Here is a 16,193-nt window from a genome sequence, read left to right on the forward strand (position 1 = left end):
AATGTCTCCTTATCCGGTGACGGAGATGGACGGGTCGAGGAATTCCTTGGTGACGAGATCCGATGCCCGCAGGCCGGACGGCACATTCGCCCCACCCGCGCGCAGGATGGGCGCGAACTCGTCGATGATGCGCTGCACGCGGGCCTCGTCGAAGCTGCCGAGCACACCGTCGCTGTCGTTGCCGATCAAGCCGCCGTCGATCAGCGCCTTGGAGCCGAACGCGGCGAGCTCGGCACTGTAGGGGCTGAGCTTGGGATTCTGCTCGACCACATCGACGACCACCTCGTCGACATGCGTCGAATCGGCCCGGAATTCGGCGGTGGCCCGCTGGATCATCGGCACCAATTTCTGCAGGCAGGGCCGCAATTCGGCGAGTTCGTCCGCCCGGACATTCACCGTGCGGGCGTATCCCTCGTAGCCGACATCCTTGAGCAGCTGGTAGCGCACGGGCTTGTTCCAGGCGCGCACCTCGTGCTCGTAGGTGTAGGGCTCGGCGTTGACGAAACCCTGCTGCGCGAAGGACGGATCGGTGACGAACCGGGACGGCGAATTGTCGTAGGAGGCGTCGATCTGTTCGGCTTTCACCAGGCCACGCGCCACCAGCCAGTCCGGGTACAGCTGCCCCTTGGACACCACGATCGGCTTGCCGGACCGGCCGATATCGGCGATCCCCTGCCAGCCGGGATTGGTCGCCGGATCCCACATCAGCATCTGCGGGCTGTTGCGCAGCAAGGTGGTGACCGCCACGATCGGCTGCTGCCCGGCGGCGGCGATGGCGTGCTCGGAGTGGGCGAGACCGAGGGTGATGCTCTCGTCGACGTACATCTGCGACGGCACGGTCTGGAAGCCGATGGCCGGTCCGCCCGCCCGGATCTCGAGTTCCACCCCGGTGTCCTTGCCCGCGGTGACGAGCGGACCGGTGATCTTGTTGTTGTCGGCGTCGACGGTGTAGCCGGGACCGAGCAGGCCGAAGATGGGGCCGGAGTCGGTTTCCGGGGCCCATTGCAGCTGCACGACAACGGTATCCGGGCAGACACCGGCCAGCCGTTGTTCGGTGGGTGCGGGCTCGAGGGCGACGGCGGTGTCGTCACCGGTTTCGCCGGAACAGGCCGCGAGGGTGAGGGCCAAGGCCGCGATACCGAGGCGGCGCAGGGGGCGTGCGTTTTTCATGGCGGTTCCTTCTAGTGGGCCGAGTCGTGCCAGCGGCCGACGCTGACTTTCTGGATCAGCGTGAAAACGGTGAACACGAGCACCCCGAACAGGGCGGCGAGCAGGAGCGCGCCGATGAGGTCCTCGGATTGGAGCCGGGCGCGGTAGGTGTCGAGCAGGGTGCCGATGCCGGGTTTGCCCTGCGCGAAGAACATGTCGCCGATGATCGCGCCGGTGACGGAAAGCCCTGCGGCCGTGCGTAAACCGGTCAGAGTAGAGGGCAGGGCGCCTGGTAGCTGCAGGGACCAGAGCCTGCGCAGGCGCCCGGCGCGGCCGAGGGTGAACAGCTCGCGCAGGTTCGCGTCGACCGATTTGATGCCGAACAATGTCATCGCGATGATCGGATGGATGGCGATGAGCACGCAGACCGTGGTCCGCGCGGCGAAACCGTAACCGAGCCACAGCCCGATCAAGGGAACCACGGCGAGCACCGGAATCGCCTGCAGCACCACGGCATACGGGTAGACGACGTTCTCGATCGGTTTGGCCTGGCTCATCAGCACCGCGATGGCGACACCGAGCACGGCCGAGATCAGCAGTCCGGTGAGCGCGACCCGCGCGGTCACCGCCAGCGCCTCACCCATCACCTCGAGCTTCTTCGGATCGGCCAGCGACTCGGCGAACACCACATGCGGTGGTGGCAGCAGGAAGCGGCGACCTTCGCTGAGTACCAGCATCGACACCGCGTACCAGGCGGCGAGGGCAAGGGCGATCGAAATGGTTGGCGCGGCAAGGGCCTTGGCGATCTTGCGCATGCGTGCGGTGGACAGCTCGGTCCCCGGCTTCGCCGGTACCACGGCCCGGGCGGCGATACTCACCATCAGGCAGCCTCTTTCAACGAGTGCGACACGCGCGCGACGAGTTCGGTGAAGGCGGGATCGAAGCGCAGTTCACGGTCGCGCGGATAGGGCAGGCCGACGTCGATCACCTCGTGCACCCGCCCCGGCCGCGCCGACATCACCACCACCCGCGACGCGAGGAACACCGCCTCCGCCACCGAGTGCGTGATGAACAGAGCGGTGAAGGCGTTGTCGCGGTAGAGGCGGAGCAGTTCCTCCTGCATGGTCAGTCGCGTCATCTCGTCGAGCGCGCCGAACGGTTCGTCGAGCAGCATCAGCCGCGGTTCCAGCGCCAGCGCCCTGGCCAGCGAGACCCGCATCCGCATACCGCCGGAGAGCTTGCGCGGCAGGGCATCCGCGAAGTCGGCCAGCCCGACCGCCTCGATCGCCCGTTCCACCCGTGCGCGCCGCACAGCGCGCGGCACCCCGGCCAGTTCCGCCGAGAGTTCGACATTGCGCCGCACCTTGCGCCAGGGCAGCAGGGTGGCTTCCTGGAAGATGAAGCCGATCGAATTCGTGCGCACCGCAACGGCTCCCGCGCTCACCCGCTCGAGGCCTGCGGCCAGGCGCAACAGGGTGGACTTGCCGCAGCCGGACGGCCCGACCACGGCGACGAACTCGCCCTCGCGGATATCCAGATCGATGCCGGTGAGGGCCAGGGTGCCGTCGTCACCGCCGAAACGTTTGCCGACGCCCGCGAAGTAGACCTCGAGTCCGGCGAGCAGCGTCCTCGCGTCCGCGTCGTTCACTGTGTCGTAGAGCGTCACCGTGATCACCTTCCTACGGTGGATGTTGCGTGCAACATGTGAATGAATTCAGTGTGGTCTTGCTGGATTACATGCAATATGTGGGCTGTTTCCGCTGGATTAACATTCATCGCATGTGGATCAGGCGGTGAGTCAGTTCGTCGGTGTCTACTCTTGTGCTGCGGCCGTCGCGGATCACCGCCTCGCCGTCGACCCAGACCGTGTCGACCACGCGCGGTGAAGCGGTCGTCAGCAGCGTCGCACCGGGGTCGAGCACAGGCAGACAGGCGAAGTCTCGGTCGAAGCGGACCAGGGTGAGGTCGGCCCGGTCGCCGACGGCGATGCCGGTGTGTACCGGCCCGTCGAGCACCCGACCGGCCGCACCCGTGGCCATGTGCAACATGCGATCGATGCCGAACAGGTCGGCGCGCCGGTGTGCGGCGCGCTGTAGATACGCGCCCATGCGCAAGGTCAGGAGCATGTCCTGGGTGTCGTTGCTGGCCGCGCCGTCCACGCCGAGGGTCACGTCGATCCCGGCGGCCAGCATGTCGCCGATCGGGGCGATGCCGCTGCCGAGGCGCATGTTCGAGATCGGGTTGTAGGAGACGGTGACACCGCGCTCGGCGAAGACCGCGCGGCCGTGCGCGTCGAGGTTCACACAGTGCACGGCGAGCGTGCGCTCCCCGAGGAAGCCGTTGGTGTCGAGGTAGTCGACGGCGCCCATACCGGCGTGCAGGCGGCACATGTCGTCGTCGGTGGTGGTCTCGAGGACGTGGATCGACACCGTCTTGCCGGTCGACTCGGCGTAGGCGCCGGCCGCCGCCATGCCGTCGGGGGTGAGACAGCGCGGATTGGGCACGGCCAGCGCGGTGGTGATGCGCGAGCCCGCCAGCTGCCGGTCGAGTGCGTCGATATGGGCGAACGCCTCGTCCAGCGGCTGCATCAGGCGCGGGTCGAGGCCCCATTTGCGGGTGACGTCGGCGCGGTCGGCGATGCCGCGCCCGAGGACCACCCGGATGCCGAGCTCGTCGAGCGCGCGGATCACGGCCTGGTGGACCTGGTCGGACGGGTTCGGCCACAGGTGCTCGACGACCGTTGTCACCCCGCCGCGGAGCAGTTCCAAGCCACCGGCCAGGGCCGAGAGGTAGGTCTGTTCAGGGGTGGCGGCGACGGTGTGCTCGCCGACGCAGCGCAACCATTCCAGCAGCGGCAGGCCTTCCCCCACGCCGCGAAGTACCGCTTGTTGCAGGTGGGTGTGGGTGTTGACGAAGCCGGGAAGCAGATAGCCGCCCGCACCGTCGAAGCGTGGGAGCGCCGCGTGCTCCTGGTCCGCCCGCAATGCGGCGACCCGGCCGTCGCGGACGACGACCTCTCCAGGCTGCCACCCCTGCGGCGTGTAGACGGTGACATCGGTGATGACCACGGACGAACCCATGCGCGCACCCTTTCGGTTGCGGCTGGTTCGCTCGCCGGGTTCGGCCGAGCACGTCGTCCGTTGCAGCCATGAACGTCGTAGGACCGACCCTAGGAATCCGGTATTTCCCCGGCGTTAAAGCCGTGTCACGGACGGAGGTCGGCCGCCGGGGCGAGGATCTCGACGACCGGGGCGGATTCCGGCTCCAGGAACGCGAGCAGGGCAGTGGCCTCCGATTCGACCTCTGCCGCTTCGCCTTTCGTCCATGCACGGGTAGGGCTCACCCGGAGACGGGCGGTTCCCGACTGCACGAAGACTTTGTAGACCCCGGCGGTGAAGCCGTCGATCAGGACCGGCGAGACATTGGCACCGAAGGAACGTGGGGCGATGGTTTCGCCGATGACGCGGCTGCGGTCCTGGTGGGAGAGCAGGGCGTTGTCGTACCAGCCGAGCAGGCGCACCGGGGCGGGCAGGTCGGGGTCGGCGAGTTCGAGTTCGGCGGCGTCGTAGAGGGACCGGCCGCGCTCGTCGGTGTAGGTGCGGACACGGTCGCCCAGGTCGGCGACCACCTGTTTCATGCCGGGCAGGCGCGACCAGGTCTGCATGTCCATGGTCGAGGCCGGCCCGAAGGCGCGCAGGTAGCGCAGGATCAGTTCGGCCACCGGATAGTCCGGGTCGAGCGGGGCGCCCAGCCACGGCTGCACCCGCGACCAGACGGGTCGGCTGTTGTCGCGCCAGCGGCCACGCGGCGGGGTCTGCAGAACCGGGAGCTGGTAGAGCCAGGTCTGCGACACCGCACCCGGATCGCGATCCGGGTAGCGGATGGCGGCTTCGGCGCGCAGGTCGGCGGCCGACATCGGCTCGTCGCCGAGCACCGCCTCCCCGTCGGCGCGGACCTGCTCGGGGTCGAGTCCGACCATGGCCCCGTAGTTGAAACCCTTACGGAAGGGCACCTTTTCGAGTTCGGGCTGGATGTGCGGGGCGATGCGGAGGGCGTCGGGCGGGGTGACGAGGTGGATGGTGCCGCGCATCAGGGTGATCCGCACCAGCGTGCGGTCGTCCAATCCGCGCGACACCGTGTCGGGGTCGAAATCGACTGTCCGGCTCCATAAACCGATGAACGGCGGCGGGACATCCTGCGCCTGCAACCCGACGAGATGCTCGCACATCTGCGGTGTGCTCAGGGTGGACCGCTCGAGCAGGTGCTGCCGCGCGAGCAGCGTCCGGTTCAGTACCCGATTCGACAACTGCACGGCGCGCTCCTTCGATCCCGGCGACGAACCGGACGCTACCCCGGCGGTCCGACAACCTCACACCGCGTCAGCGCAGTTGTACGACGACCTTGCCGGTCGCGGTCCGGTTGTCCAGGGCCGCAACGGCTTCGGCCGTGCGCTCCAGGGGGTAGAGCACCGGTTCCGGCGCCGTGACTGCACCGGAGGCGAACAGCGGCTCCAGGTCGGCCCATTGTTCGGCCAGGTAACCGGGGTGGGTCATCACCCATTCACCCCAGGCCGCACCGACGACCTCCACGTTCTTGAGCAGCAGCCGGTTCACCTTCACCGTGGGGATCTCGCCCGCGGTGAACCCGACGACGAGCAACCGGCCACCGCCCGCGAGGCTGCGGATGCTGTCGGTGAAACGGTCGCCGCCCACCGGGTCGAGCACGATGTCGACGCCCCGCCCACCGGTGAGTTCCTTGACCGCCGCCAGCCAGCCGTCGGTGAGCACCACGTCGGTGGCGCCGTTGGCCTTGGCGACCTGCGCCTTGGCCTCGGTGCTCACCACCGCGATCACCCGGCCCGCGCCCAGCGCCTTGGCCAGCCGCAGGGTCGAGGTACCGACGCCACCGGCCGCACCGTGCACGAGGACCGTCTCGCCCTCGGCCAGCCTGCCGCGCTTGGTGAGGCAGAAGTGCACGGTCAGGTCGTTGAACAGCATGCCCGCACCCGACTCGAGCGACACGTTGTCCGGCAGCTTGAAGACCGCGTCGGCGGGTGCGACCGCCACCTCCGCGACGCCGTTGCCGAGCATGGTCAGTGCCGCGACCCGGTCACCGGCACGCAGCCCGGACTCGGCGGGCGCCTCACGCACCACGCCACCGACCTCACCGCCGACGACGAACGGCAGACCCGGCTTCATCTGGTAGAGACCACGCGTCATCAGGACATCGGGGAAGGCGATCCCGGCGGCGTGCACGTCGATGAGGACACCGCCCGGGTAAGCGACCGGTTCGGGCAGGTCGACGACCTCGATCGACGACGGACCTTCCAACTTGCTCACCTGAGCTGCACGCATCCGGGAAACCTCTCTCGACATCGAACCCCTGTCGAACATATCCCGGCCACGCTCAGCGATGGGCGAATTCCAGCATCGCCTCACTGGAGAGCACCGAACCACCCTTGATGATCGTCAGGCCCGCAGGCGTGACCTGGTATTGCGTTCCGTCGCTCGGGTTGGTCGCGGTGAATCCGCCGTCGCCGGTCGGGACGGGATCGTCGAGTTCGATCGCGTTGCCGTTACGCACCGCGACACCCTTGTAGTAGAAGCGGTCGTCCCCGGTGTGGCAGATGACCACCCGCGAGGTGGTGGTGCGCGCGATAGTCATGGCAGCGTCGTTGTCGTTGCAGCGCGGGCCACCGCTGAGGAAACCCTGACCGTCGGCGCCGGTGACGGCCGAATTCAACGGCGGCACAGTGGTTGTGGTCGGTTTCGGCTCCGTCGGCGGTGCCTGCGGAACGCCGGTTGGCACTTCCTGGCTGACCGACACCACCACCGGCGGGGGCATCCGCAGACTGGACGAGGACACCGGCTGACCTGCGCGATCGGTACCGGAATCGTTGACGCTCAACATCACCCACACCGCCACACCGACCGCGGCGACGACGATCAGCGCGCCGAGCGCACCGGCGAGAATCGGCGTCGCCGAATTCCGCTGCGGAAGGGGCAGCGGCTCCGACGGATGGGCGTAGGCACCCGAGGAGAACTGGGGGCCGGTGCTCATCCGGGTCTGCTGCCGCCCGGACTGCGCGAAACCGGCGATCGGCTGCTGCGGTGCGGACCGGTGCGCCGCGGCGGGTGGCTGAGCAGGCGAGGGAGCGGTCGGCGGCGGTGGTTGCGGCCCGGTGACCCGGGTCTGCCCGGTGAACGGGCGCGGCGGCGGCTGCTTCACCAACGGCGTCACCCGCGGGCCGGGAACGGTTGCGGGCGCGTCGCGTTCGGCCTGCACCAGCGCGGCACGGGCGGCGCGAGCCAGGTCGCCCGGCGAGCCGTAGCGCTGCTCGGGCCGCTTGGCCATGCCACGCTCGATCACCGCGTCGAACGCCGACAGCGCCGGATCGACCGCACTCGGCCGGGGCGGCGGTGCCATCTGATGCGAACCGATCGCGCCGGCGAGACTGTTCACCGGGAACGGCACCCGTCCCACCAGCGACTCGTAGAGCACACAGGTGAGCGCGTAGGTGTCGACGGCCGGCGTCATCGGCACGTCCTCGAACCGTTCCGGCGCCATGTACGCCATCGAACCGACGGCGCTGCCCGCGCTGGTGAGCTGGGGATCGGACGCGCCGTGCGCGATACCGAAGTCGACCAGATAGGCGAACAGGTTGGCCGTGAGCAGGATGTTGGCCGGCTTCACGTCGCGATGCACCAGGCCGAGCTCGTGCGCGGCATCGAGCGCGGCCGCGATCTGCTCGACCACCTGCACCGCCTCGCCGGGCGTCAGCTTGCCGTGCTGCTGCAGCCGCTCCTTGAGATCGGAACCGCGCACCAGACGCATGTCGATGTAGAGCACACCGTCGACCTCGCCCCAGTCGTGCACCGGGATGACGTGCGGCTCCTGCACACTGGCCATCGCATGGGATTCGCGGCGGAAACGCTGCACATAGGTGGGGTCGGCCGCCAGCTCACGATTGAGCACCTTGAGCGCGACGACGCGATCCTTGGTGGTGTCGAAAGCCTCGTAGACCTCGCCCATACCGCCGACTCCGAGAAGCCGACGCAACTCATAGCGACCGAACATCGCGCCTGCCATCGCCCCGCCGGCCATTCCAGCAGGTTACCGGGCGCCTACAGCACTTGTCATGTACGCCGGTGGGGGCTAGTCCCGGCTCGACGTGAGGGTGTGATCTGCGCACCGTAAAGTCGAGGGCAGAACTACGCAAGAAGTCGCGGCTCACCTGTGTGGACCGCGCAAGGAGCACACGTGTCACTCGATCAGCCACTGGCCCCGCTACCCCAGGAGGGCACGGGTTTCGCCACGGCGTGGCCTGTCCGGGCCGGCGACGTGGACCCGTACCACCGGCTGCGCTTCGACGGGGTCGCCCGCTACCTGCAGGATATCGCCTACGAGGAACTGCATCAGACCGCGCTGCACCGCACCGATCCCACCTGGATCGTGCGCCGCACCGTCATCGACGTGATCCGCCCGGTCGTCTTCCCCGATCACGTACACCTCACGCGGTGGTGCGCGAGCATGTCGACCAGGTGGACGAACATGCGCGTGCGCATCACCAGCGAGGGCGGCGGCCTGATCGAGACCGAGGGGTTCTGGATCAACCTCAGCGAGTCGAGCAACCTGCCCGCCCGCATCAGCGACGAAGGCTTGGCCTATCTGGCCCGCACCACCGACGAACACCGGCTGCGGTGGCGGCCCTACCTCACCGATCCGGCGCCGCGCGAATCCGACACCGATGTGCCGTTCCCGGTGCGCGCCACCGACATCGACCAGTACAACCACGTGAACAACGCCTGCTACTGGCAGGCCGTGGAGCAGTTCCTCGTCGACTATCCGAAACTGCTCGCGGTGCCGCATCGCGCGGTGATCGAGTACGTGGCGCCGGTGCTGGCGCGTGAACACATCACGGTGCGCGGGCGGTACGAGCCGGGCGATGTGAGTGGGCGGCCGGTGTTGCGGTTGTGGTTCGTGGTCGGTGGGATCACGACAACCGTCGTCAAGGTCATGCCCCTGCCGTAATTTTGCGGCTGGCGCCGCGGGTTCTCGGCCTGTTCCCTTGATCTTCCCTCCCTCCGGGCACTCCTTCGTCGCACCCTCCGGTCAGTCCAGATCAAGGCGGCCGAGAACCGGATGCGGGTTTTGCCTAGCCCTTTCGGGCTCGCGGTGGGGTTCTCGGCCTGCTTCTTGGTCAGGATCGAGGCGGCCGAGAACCGTCGCGGGTCGGTCTAGCCCTTCGCGGCCTTGAGGAGGTCGGCGCGGGTGGTGAACTTGACGCGGGGTCGGCCCGCTGCTTTACCCGCGGCCTTTTCCGCCTGGTCGATGGTCTTCCAGGCGGCGCGGTCGACGAGGTCTGGCTGACGCTCGGTGAGCAGGGCGCGCAGGGCGGCCCGGTCGCCGGTCGGGTTGGTGAGTCTGCCCGCGATGAAGTCGTCGATCAGTGCCTCGACGGTTTCCTCGGCATCGATCCGGTTGGAGCCGATCACGCCGCGCGGGCCACGCTTGATCCAGCCCGCCACGTACACACCGGGCAGCGGCTGGGTATCGGCGAGCACGCGACCGTGCTCGCTCGGCACCACACCGCGCCGCTCGTCGAACGGCAGGCCGGGCACGGGGACGCCGCGGTAACCGATCGAGCGGAGCACCAGGCCGGTGTCGAGGCGTTCGGTGCGGTCGGTGGGGGTGGCGACGAGGTCGGCGGTGAGTTCGTTGTGCGCGAACTCGATACCGGTGACATGGTCGTCACCGAGCACCTCGGTGGGGGTCGCCAGGTAGCGGAAGACGATGCGCTTGTTCGCCGGATCGCGTCGGCCGGTCGAATACTCCTGGGCCAACTGGTATTTCAGCCGCAGCGACGGTTCGATGTTCGGGTCGTCGAGGATCGCCCGGCTGTGCTCGTCGAGATCGAGGTCGGCGGGATCGACGACCACGTCGACACCCTTCAGATGGGTGAGCGCCAGGAACTCCGGCGAGCTGTAGGCGGCCTGCAGCGGACCACGACGGCCGAGAATCACGACCTCGCGGATGTTGCTGCGGCGCAGCGCGTCCAGGGCGTGGTCGGCGATGTCGGTCTTGGCCAGCTCGTCCGGGTCGACGGTGAGCACGCGCGCCACGTCGAGCGCCACATTGCCGTTGCCGACGATCACCGCGCGCTCACCCGACAGGTCGAACTCGCGCTCGGCGAAATCGGGATGGCCGTTGTACCAGGCGACGAACTCGGTGGCCGAATGGCTGCCGGGCAGGTCCTCACCCGGGACACCGAGCTTGCGGTCGCTCGACGCGCCGACGGCGTAGATCACGGCGTGGTGGTGCTCGAGCAGCTCACGGTGATCGATGTGTTCGCCGATCTCGACATTGAGGTAGTACTGCAGGGTGTCGCGGCGGAAGGCCGATTCGAACATCGTCGCGACGTTCTTGGTGCCCGCGTGATCGGGCGCCACGCCCGCGCGGACCAGACCCCACGGCGTGGGCAGCCGGTCGAACATCTCCACCTCGACATCGCTGCGCCGCAACAGCTCGTCGGCGGCGTAGCAAGCCGCCGGGCCGGCACCGACGATCGCGACGCGCAGGGTGCCGAGACTCTTCGGTGGGCGCACGGGGGTGGCGAGTGGGTCGAAATTCGTCTCCAGCGGGTGACGCCGGAAGTACTCGGCATTGATCTCGCGGTACCTGCCGAGCGAGGCGAGGAGATCGTCCTCGGAGAAGATGGCGTCCACCGGGCACGCATCGACACAGGCGCCGCAGTCGATACAGGTGTCTGGGTCGATGTAGAGCATTTCCGCCGTGGCGAACTCCGGCTGATCCGGGGTCGGGCGGATGCAGTCGACCGGGCACTCGGTGACGCAGCTGGCGTCGTTGCAACAACGCTGCGTGATGACGTAGGCCATGGGTGCAGATCCTCGAAATGTGTGGTCGGACGTCACCTCGGGTATGAGTGACGCAGCTTTCAGTGTGCCTCGAGTGTGACTGCGACCTCACCGGTGTGCACGATTACCGTGTAGTACATGGCGGTGACCCTGATCCTGATGCGGCACGGAAAATCGGCGTACCCGGACGGGGTGGACGATCACGAACGGCCACTGGCACCGCGCGGCGAACGCGAAGCCGCCCTGGCGGGCGACTGGTTGCGCGCCACCCAGCCGGCGATCGACGCGGTGCGCTGCTCCACCGCCCAGCGCACCCGGCTCACCCTGGCGGCCACCGGGATCGACGCTCCCGTCGAGTACCGCGACGACATCTACGAGGCGAACCCGCACACCCTGATCGAGCTGATCCAGCTCACCGACCATGCTGTCTCGACTCTCCTCCTTGTCGGTCATGTTCCCGGAATCCCTTGGACCGCTTGGGATCTCGCGACCAACCGCGATTCCGACGCGGCCACCGAGCTGAGCCGCAAGTTCCCCACCTCGGCGCTGGCGGTGCTCGAGTTCGACCGGCCGTGGGCGCGAGTGGACCAGGGAACCGGCGAACTGACGCACTTCCACGTGCCGCGCTGACCTACTTCAGCAGCTTGCCCCCGACCACGATTCCGACGCCGAGCAGCGCGAGCAACACGAAGGCGACCACGCCGTTCGTCAGCCACCAGACCACGCCGAGTACCAGTACCACCGGTGCCACCGCGATGGCGGTGATCACCGGGCTCTCCTTCACCGTTTCCCAAGCCGAGCGGGCCCGGATGCGGTCGATCTCCTTAGCCATGTGATCCACACTACGTTTCTGTCGGTGGGCGGTGGGATGCTTGACCGCATGGATTGGAAAATCGAGCTCGTTGCCATCCCGGTCACCGATATCGATCGGGCCAAGGACTTCTACACCAGCATCGGTTTCAACGCCGACCACGACCACACGCCGAGCCCCGACATCCGCTTCGTCCAGCTCACCCCGCCGGGTTCGGGCTGCTCGATCTGCATCGGCCGCGGCATCACCCAGGCTGCTCCCGGCAGCGTCGAGGGCATGCAGATGGTGGTGCCGAGCGCCCAGCAGGCCTACGAACAACTCGTCGCGGCGGGCGTCGAGGCGACTCCGGTGCAGGATCTGGGTTGGGGCCTGTTCACGTTCTTCGCCGACCCCGACGGAAACCGCTGGGCGGTACAGGAACTGCCGAAGTACAACTGAGATCGGCTCGTCCCGCGAATAGGCTTGCTTGGAGTGCACTCCAGGTGGCTAGCGTCGGTGGAGTTCCACGGAAAGGGACGAGCACGATGGATCCGGAAGCGGTTCGGCACACCGACAGCGCGAACGAACGGGAGCGCCCGAAATACTCGATCGGCGAGGTCGCCGAGCGGTCGGGCCTCAGTCGCGACACGCTGCGCTGGTACGAGCGGATCGGGCTGATGAACTACATCGGTCGCGACCACACCGGCAATCGCCGCTTCAGCGATCGCGACCTGGAGTGGCTGGAGCTGATCGCGCGGCTGCGCACCACCGGCATGCCGGTGGCCGACATGATCCGGTATGCCGAACTGGTGCGGGCGGGTGAGCAGACCTTCCCGCAACGGCTGGAGATGTTCCGGCAGACCAGGGCCGACGTGCTCGACAAGATCGCGGAACTACAGAAGACCGTGGCCGTGCTGGACTACAAGATCGCCGTGTACGAGGGCCGATCCGAGTTGGTCCCGCCCGTCACGCTCACCGCGCACACGAGCGAAGGAACCGATACATGAGCACCACTCTGCCGACCACCACCCTCGGCGCCGACGGTCGACGGGTCGGCATCCAGGGTCTTGGCTGCATGGGCATCAGCGAGTTCTACGGCGACTCCGATCTGGCGGAGTCCCGGGCCACCCTCGAGCACGCCCTCGAACTCGGCGTGACGCTGTTCGACACCGCCGATATCTACGGCTCCGGCCACAACGAGGAATTCCTGTCCGGTTTCGTCCGCGAGCACCGCGACGAGCTGGTGATCGCCACCAAATTCGGCATCGTGCGCAAGGCCGACGATCCGGCGTTCCGCGGCTTCGACAACTCCCCCGAGTACATCCGCGCCGCCGTGGACGCGAGCCTGCGCAGGCTCGGTGTCGACACCATCGACCTGTATTACATGCACCGCCGCGACCCGGCCGTGCCGATCGAGGACACCGTCGCCACGATGGCCGAGCTGGTCACCGCGGGCAAGGTGCGCGCGCTCGGCCTGTCGGAAGTGACCGGCGACGAACTGCGCGCCGCGCACGCGGTGCACCCGATCGCGGCCGTGCAGTCGGAGTGGTCACTGTTCTCCCGCGATGTGGAGCGCACCGCCGTGCCCGCCGCCGCCGAACTCGGCGTGACATTCGTGCCGTACTCGCCGCTGGGTCGCGGGTTCCTCACCGGCGCGTTCCGCAACGCGGACAGCCTCGGCGGCAACGACTTCCGGCAGCGGATGCCCCGCTTCACCGGCGCCAACGCCGAACGCAATGCCGAACTCCTCGCACCGCTGGCGGCGATCGCGCAAGCGCACGGCATCACCCAGGCCCAGGTCGCCCTCGCGTGGGTGCACGCGCGCGCCGAGGCACACGGCCTTGCGGTGGTGCCGATCCCGGGCACCCGCAAGCGCGGCAGGCTCGCGGAGAACGTCGCGGCCGCCGGGGTGCGGCTCGGCGACGACGAACTCGCGACGCTGGAACCGATCGCCGGACAGGTGGCGGGCCCACGGTACGCGGACATGTCGTTCACCTCGGCTGGACGGGAATAGCATCGGCTCGGGTGCGGCCGGGAATACTCACGCCGCGCCCGGGTTGGTCGGTATACCAAGTCACGAGCGCACCTGTCGGCGGTGCGGAAGGAGCGCAAAGATGTCGGAGACCACCGCGTCGCAGGCCCGTGTCGTCCGCAACCAGGACAAGAACCGCTACGACATCTTCTACGGCGACGAACTCGCCGGCTTCGCCGAGTACATCGAGCGCGGCAACGACACCGACTTCGTGCACACCGAGATCGACGACGCCTTCGGCGGCAAGGGCCTCGGCAGCAAGCTGGCCCGCTACGCCGTCGAGGACGTGATCGCGCGCGGGCGAACCATCACCCCGCACTGCCCGTTCATCCGTGGCTGGCTCGACAAGCACCCCGAGTTCGACGCGCATGTGGTCGGCAAGGGCATCCCCGGATGAGCGACCTCGAGGCCGACCCCACCGAGGTGCTGTGCGAACCGTCGCCGAGCCCCGGTCCGATCACCGAGCTGTACCCGGCCAGGGAGGTCCCGCTCGGCGGCGTACGCGGCGTATACGTGGAACGCACGCTGCCGCAACGGGATCTGCCGACCGTCGGCGCGTGGTGTTTCCTCGATCGGTTCGGCTCGCCCACCGTCACCCGCACCGGCGCCTCACCCGACATCCTGCCCCACCCGCACATCGGCCTGCAGACAGTGACCTGGCCGTTCGACGGGCAGATCCGGCACCGCGATTCGGTGGGTTCGGATGTGCGGATCGAACCGGGTCAGCTCAACCTGATGACCTCCGGGCGCGGCATCGCGCATTCGGAGTTCGGCGTACCGGGCGCGAACGCGGGCAACGGCCTGCAACTGTGGATCGCCCTGCCCGACAACGCGACCGGCGTCGAACCGCACTTCGAACAGCACCGCGAGCTGCCCGTATACGAGGAACCGGGACTGCGGGCGACCGTGCTGATCGGTTCGCTGGGCGGCGTCACCTCACCGGCGAAGGCCTATACGCCGATCGTCGGCGCGGACATCGTCCTCGACCCCGGCGCCGACGTGCGACTACCGCTGGAACGCGCCTTCGAGCACGCGGTGCTCGTCGTCGAGGGCACGGTCGTCGTCGACGGTATCGAGCTCGGTCCCGGACCGCTGCTGTACCTGGGCACCGATCGGGCCGAGGTGCGTTCGACGAGCACCGACCGCGCGCATTTCGCCCTGATCGGCGGTGAGCCGTTCACCGAGGAACTGGTGATGTGGTGGAACTTCGTTGGACGAAGTCACGAGGAGATCGTGGCGGCGCGCGAGGCGTGGGAAGCCCACGACACCAGCCGGTTCGGGCAGGTGGTCGGCCATCCGGAGCAGGAGCGGATTCCCGCTCCGCCGCTGCCGCCGCTGCGGTTGAAGCCGCGTAAACGCGCGACCGGCTGCTCGCACAGCTGAGCAGCCGGGCCTTCGTCGTGAGTCCGTGCGCGGTCAGCGGTTTCCGGCGAGCAGGGCGTCGAGGGCGCGGTAGCTGTCGTTGAGGCCGGTCTCCATGCCGGAGGCGAGCATGCCCGCGCATTCCTCGGCGGTGTGGAAGATGCTGTCGGTGACCACACGGGTGCGGCCGTTGCCGAGGTCGACGAAGGTGGTCGTGTCGATCGAGATGTGGGCGGGCATACCGTCCCATTCGAAGGACTGCACGATCCGCTCCTTCGGGGTGATCTCACGGAAGCGGCCTTCGAAACCGTAGGACTCGTCGCCCTCGTGCTCCACGAAACGCCAGTGGCCGCCCTTGCGGAACTCCCAGCGCTCGATGTCGACCTCGTGGCCGCGCGCCCACCAGCGCGACAGCTGCTCGACGCGGCTGTAGGCGTCCCACACCCGATCCAGCGGTGCGTCGAAATCGCGTTCGATGTGCACTTCGCGGTCCGAGGTGGAGGTGATGACCGCGTCCTTGGTTGTGGTGCTCATTGCTCTGGCTCCGTTCGTCGCAGGAATTCATCGAGACGGTCCATCCGGGCTTCCAGCATCTGCCGATAACCCTGCATCCAGGCCACCTCACGGTCGAACACGTGCTCGCCGATGCGGCAGTACCGCACCCGCCCACGCTTCTCGGTGACCACCATGCCCGCCTCCTCGAGCAACCCGATGTGCTTCTTGATGCCGGTCAACGTCATCTCGAACCGCTCGGCCAACTCGCTGACGGTGGCGGGCCCACGACCGAGATGCTCGAGGATGCCCCGCCGGGTGGGGTCCGCGAGCGCCCCGAACGAGGCGTCTAGGAAGTCATACTGAACCATCTAGTTCAGTATTGCGCGCGTGCCTCGGCGCGTCAAGGGGCGGTCGGGAGTTTGCCAAATTCGCTGTACCGGCAGCGGGATTTACTACTACGCTTCGTCGTAGACATTCCGGCGGAGGGGAA

The 16,193-nt window shown here is 68.0% G+C and carries 18 protein-coding genes; 7 read left to right on the forward strand and 11 right to left on the reverse strand.

Going from position 1 to position 16,193, the window contains the following annotated elements:
• Positions 1-9 precede the first annotated feature (9 nt).
• The 7 genes from ACSVDM_RS09330 to ACSVDM_RS09360 form a co-directional block, all read right to left on the reverse strand.
• Positions 10-1,170 (reverse strand): nitrate ABC transporter substrate-binding protein, encoded by a 1,161-nt coding sequence (locus ACSVDM_RS09330; protein ID WP_439264038.1) that lies wholly within the window; start codon positions 1,168-1,170, stop codon positions 10-12.
• Between the two features lie 11 nt (positions 1,171-1,181).
• Positions 1,182-2,030, reverse strand: a complete 849-nt coding sequence (locus ACSVDM_RS09335) for an ABC transporter permease (protein ID WP_439264039.1) — start codon at positions 2,028-2,030, stop codon at positions 1,182-1,184.
• Positions 2,030-2,815, reverse strand: coding sequence for an ABC transporter ATP-binding protein (locus ACSVDM_RS09340; protein WP_439264397.1), 786 nt, complete (start codon positions 2,813-2,815; stop codon positions 2,030-2,032). The genes ACSVDM_RS09335 and ACSVDM_RS09340 overlap by 1 nt, the downstream gene beginning before the upstream one ends.
• A 106-nt stretch (positions 2,816-2,921) precedes the next feature.
• The gene (locus tag ACSVDM_RS09345; RefSeq protein WP_439264040.1) at positions 2,922-4,229 is read right to left on the reverse strand and encodes an amidohydrolase family protein; all 1,308 of its coding nucleotides are present in this window, start codon (positions 4,227-4,229) and stop codon (positions 2,922-2,924) included.
• A 125-nt stretch (positions 4,230-4,354) separates the two neighbouring features.
• Complete coding sequence (locus ACSVDM_RS09350; RefSeq protein WP_439264041.1) at positions 4,355-5,461, reverse strand: winged helix DNA-binding domain-containing protein; 1,107 nt, start codon at positions 5,459-5,461, stop codon at positions 4,355-4,357.
• Between the two features lie 67 nt (positions 5,462-5,528).
• A complete protein-coding gene (locus tag ACSVDM_RS09355) occupies positions 5,529-6,503 on the reverse strand; it encodes an NADPH:quinone oxidoreductase family protein (protein ID WP_439264042.1) in 975 nt (324 codons plus the stop codon).
• 52 nt (positions 6,504-6,555) lie between these two features.
• Positions 6,556-8,253, reverse strand: a complete 1,698-nt coding sequence (locus ACSVDM_RS09360; RefSeq protein WP_439264043.1) for a serine/threonine-protein kinase — start codon at positions 8,251-8,253, stop codon at positions 6,556-6,558.
• A gap of 156 nt (positions 8,254-8,409) precedes the next feature.
• Here ACSVDM_RS09360 and ACSVDM_RS09365 point away from each other — a divergent pair, with 156 nt between their 5' ends.
• On the forward strand, positions 8,410-9,180 hold the full coding sequence (locus tag ACSVDM_RS09365) for an acyl-[acyl-carrier-protein] thioesterase (protein ID WP_067485874.1): 771 nt from the start codon (positions 8,410-8,412) through the stop codon (positions 9,178-9,180).
• Between the two features lie 206 nt (positions 9,181-9,386).
• Here ACSVDM_RS09365 and ACSVDM_RS09370 read toward each other — a convergent pair whose 3' ends face one another.
• Positions 9,387-11,045: an FAD-dependent oxidoreductase gene (locus ACSVDM_RS09370; protein WP_378667051.1), complete on the reverse strand. Its 1,659-nt coding sequence runs from the start codon at positions 11,043-11,045 to the stop codon at positions 9,387-9,389.
• A gap of 117 nt (positions 11,046-11,162) precedes the next feature.
• Between ACSVDM_RS09370 and ACSVDM_RS09375 the strand changes: the two genes are divergently transcribed.
• Positions 11,163-11,654: a SixA phosphatase family protein gene (locus ACSVDM_RS09375; protein ID WP_439264044.1), complete on the forward strand. Its 492-nt coding sequence runs from the start codon at positions 11,163-11,165 to the stop codon at positions 11,652-11,654.
• A 1-nt stretch (position 11,655) separates the two neighbouring features.
• Here the strand turns inward: ACSVDM_RS09375 and ACSVDM_RS09380 are convergent, their stop codons facing one another.
• On the reverse strand, positions 11,656-11,856 hold the full coding sequence (locus tag ACSVDM_RS09380; protein WP_067485129.1) for a hypothetical protein: 201 nt from the start codon (positions 11,854-11,856) through the stop codon (positions 11,656-11,658).
• 48 nt (positions 11,857-11,904) lie between these two features.
• Here ACSVDM_RS09380 and ACSVDM_RS09385 point away from each other — a divergent pair, with 48 nt between their 5' ends.
• The 5 genes from ACSVDM_RS09385 to ACSVDM_RS09405 all read left to right on the forward strand — a co-directional run bounded on the left by ACSVDM_RS09385 (position 11,905) and on the right by ACSVDM_RS09405 (position 15,229).
• Positions 11,905-12,273, forward strand: a complete 369-nt coding sequence (locus ACSVDM_RS09385) for a VOC family protein (protein ID WP_067485872.1) — start codon at positions 11,905-11,907, stop codon at positions 12,271-12,273.
• 86 nt (positions 12,274-12,359) lie between these two features.
• Complete coding sequence (locus tag ACSVDM_RS09390; protein ID WP_067641856.1) at positions 12,360-12,821, forward strand: MerR family transcriptional regulator; 462 nt, start codon at positions 12,360-12,362, stop codon at positions 12,819-12,821.
• Complete coding sequence (locus tag ACSVDM_RS09395; protein ID WP_439264045.1) at positions 12,818-13,828, forward strand: aldo/keto reductase; 1,011 nt, start codon at positions 12,818-12,820, stop codon at positions 13,826-13,828. Before ACSVDM_RS09390 ends, ACSVDM_RS09395 begins: the two co-directional genes overlap by 4 nt.
• Positions 13,829-13,928: 100 nt before the next feature.
• Positions 13,929-14,243, forward strand: a complete 315-nt coding sequence (locus ACSVDM_RS09400) for a GNAT family N-acetyltransferase (RefSeq protein WP_357148432.1) — start codon at positions 13,929-13,931, stop codon at positions 14,241-14,243.
• Entirely contained in the window at positions 14,240-15,229 is a 990-nt protein-coding gene (locus ACSVDM_RS09405) for a pirin family protein (protein WP_439264046.1), read from the forward strand. The genes ACSVDM_RS09400 and ACSVDM_RS09405 overlap by 4 nt, the downstream gene beginning before the upstream one ends.
• 33 nt (positions 15,230-15,262) lie before the next feature.
• Here ACSVDM_RS09405 and ACSVDM_RS09410 read toward each other — a convergent pair whose 3' ends face one another.
• Both ACSVDM_RS09410 and ACSVDM_RS09415 read right to left on the reverse strand, forming a co-directional pair.
• The gene (locus tag ACSVDM_RS09410; protein ID WP_067485115.1) at positions 15,263-15,742 is read right to left on the reverse strand and encodes an SRPBCC family protein; all 480 of its coding nucleotides are present in this window, start codon (positions 15,740-15,742) and stop codon (positions 15,263-15,265) included.
• Positions 15,739-16,071, reverse strand: a complete 333-nt coding sequence (locus tag ACSVDM_RS09415; RefSeq protein WP_439264047.1) for an ArsR/SmtB family transcription factor — start codon at positions 16,069-16,071, stop codon at positions 15,739-15,741. The genes ACSVDM_RS09410 and ACSVDM_RS09415 overlap by 4 nt, the downstream gene beginning before the upstream one ends.
• Positions 16,072-16,193 lie beyond the last annotated feature (122 nt).

The sequence above is a fragment of the Nocardia sp. JW2 genome (genome assembly GCF_051843015.1).
Lineage (GTDB): Bacteria > Actinomycetota > Actinomycetes > Mycobacteriales > Mycobacteriaceae > Nocardia > Nocardia coubleae.

Excerpts from the sequence above, each read along its gene's own strand:
- ACSVDM_RS09370 (WP_378667051.1), bottom strand. The coding sequence starts at position 11,045 with ATGGCCTACGTCATCACGCAGCGTTGTTGCAACGACGCCAGCTGCGTC.
- ACSVDM_RS09355 (WP_439264042.1), bottom strand. The coding sequence starts at position 6,503 with ATGCGTGCAGCTCAGGTGAGCAAGTTGGAAGGTCCGTCGTCGATCGAG.
- ACSVDM_RS09405 (WP_439264046.1), top strand. The coding sequence starts at position 14,240 with ATGAGCGACCTCGAGGCCGACCCCACCGAGGTGCTGTGCGAACCGTCG.
- ACSVDM_RS09385 (WP_067485872.1), top strand. The coding sequence starts at position 11,905 with ATGGATTGGAAAATCGAGCTCGTTGCCATCCCGGTCACCGATATCGAT.
- ACSVDM_RS09410 (WP_067485115.1), bottom strand. The coding sequence starts at position 15,742 with ATGAGCACCACAACCAAGGACGCGGTCATCACCTCCACCTCGGACCGC.
- ACSVDM_RS09330 (WP_439264038.1), bottom strand. The coding sequence starts at position 1,170 with ATGAAAAACGCACGCCCCCTGCGCCGCCTCGGTATCGCGGCCTTGGCC.
- ACSVDM_RS09380 (WP_067485129.1), bottom strand. The coding sequence starts at position 11,856 with ATGGCTAAGGAGATCGACCGCATCCGGGCCCGCTCGGCTTGGGAAACG.
- ACSVDM_RS09400 (WP_357148432.1), top strand. The coding sequence starts at position 13,929 with ATGTCGGAGACCACCGCGTCGCAGGCCCGTGTCGTCCGCAACCAGGAC.
- ACSVDM_RS09375 (WP_439264044.1), top strand. The coding sequence starts at position 11,163 with ATGGCGGTGACCCTGATCCTGATGCGGCACGGAAAATCGGCGTACCCG.
- ACSVDM_RS09335 (WP_439264039.1), bottom strand. The coding sequence starts at position 2,030 with ATGGTGAGTATCGCCGCCCGGGCCGTGGTACCGGCGAAGCCGGGGACC.
- ACSVDM_RS09345 (WP_439264040.1), bottom strand. The coding sequence starts at position 4,229 with ATGGGTTCGTCCGTGGTCATCACCGATGTCACCGTCTACACGCCGCAG.
- ACSVDM_RS09415 (WP_439264047.1), bottom strand. The coding sequence starts at position 16,071 with ATGGTTCAGTATGACTTCCTAGACGCCTCGTTCGGGGCGCTCGCGGAC.
- ACSVDM_RS09395 (WP_439264045.1), top strand. The coding sequence starts at position 12,818 with ATGAGCACCACTCTGCCGACCACCACCCTCGGCGCCGACGGTCGACGG.
- ACSVDM_RS09390 (WP_067641856.1), top strand. The coding sequence starts at position 12,360 with ATGGATCCGGAAGCGGTTCGGCACACCGACAGCGCGAACGAACGGGAG.
- ACSVDM_RS09360 (WP_439264043.1), bottom strand. The coding sequence starts at position 8,253 with ATGGCCGGCGGGGCGATGGCAGGCGCGATGTTCGGTCGCTATGAGTTG.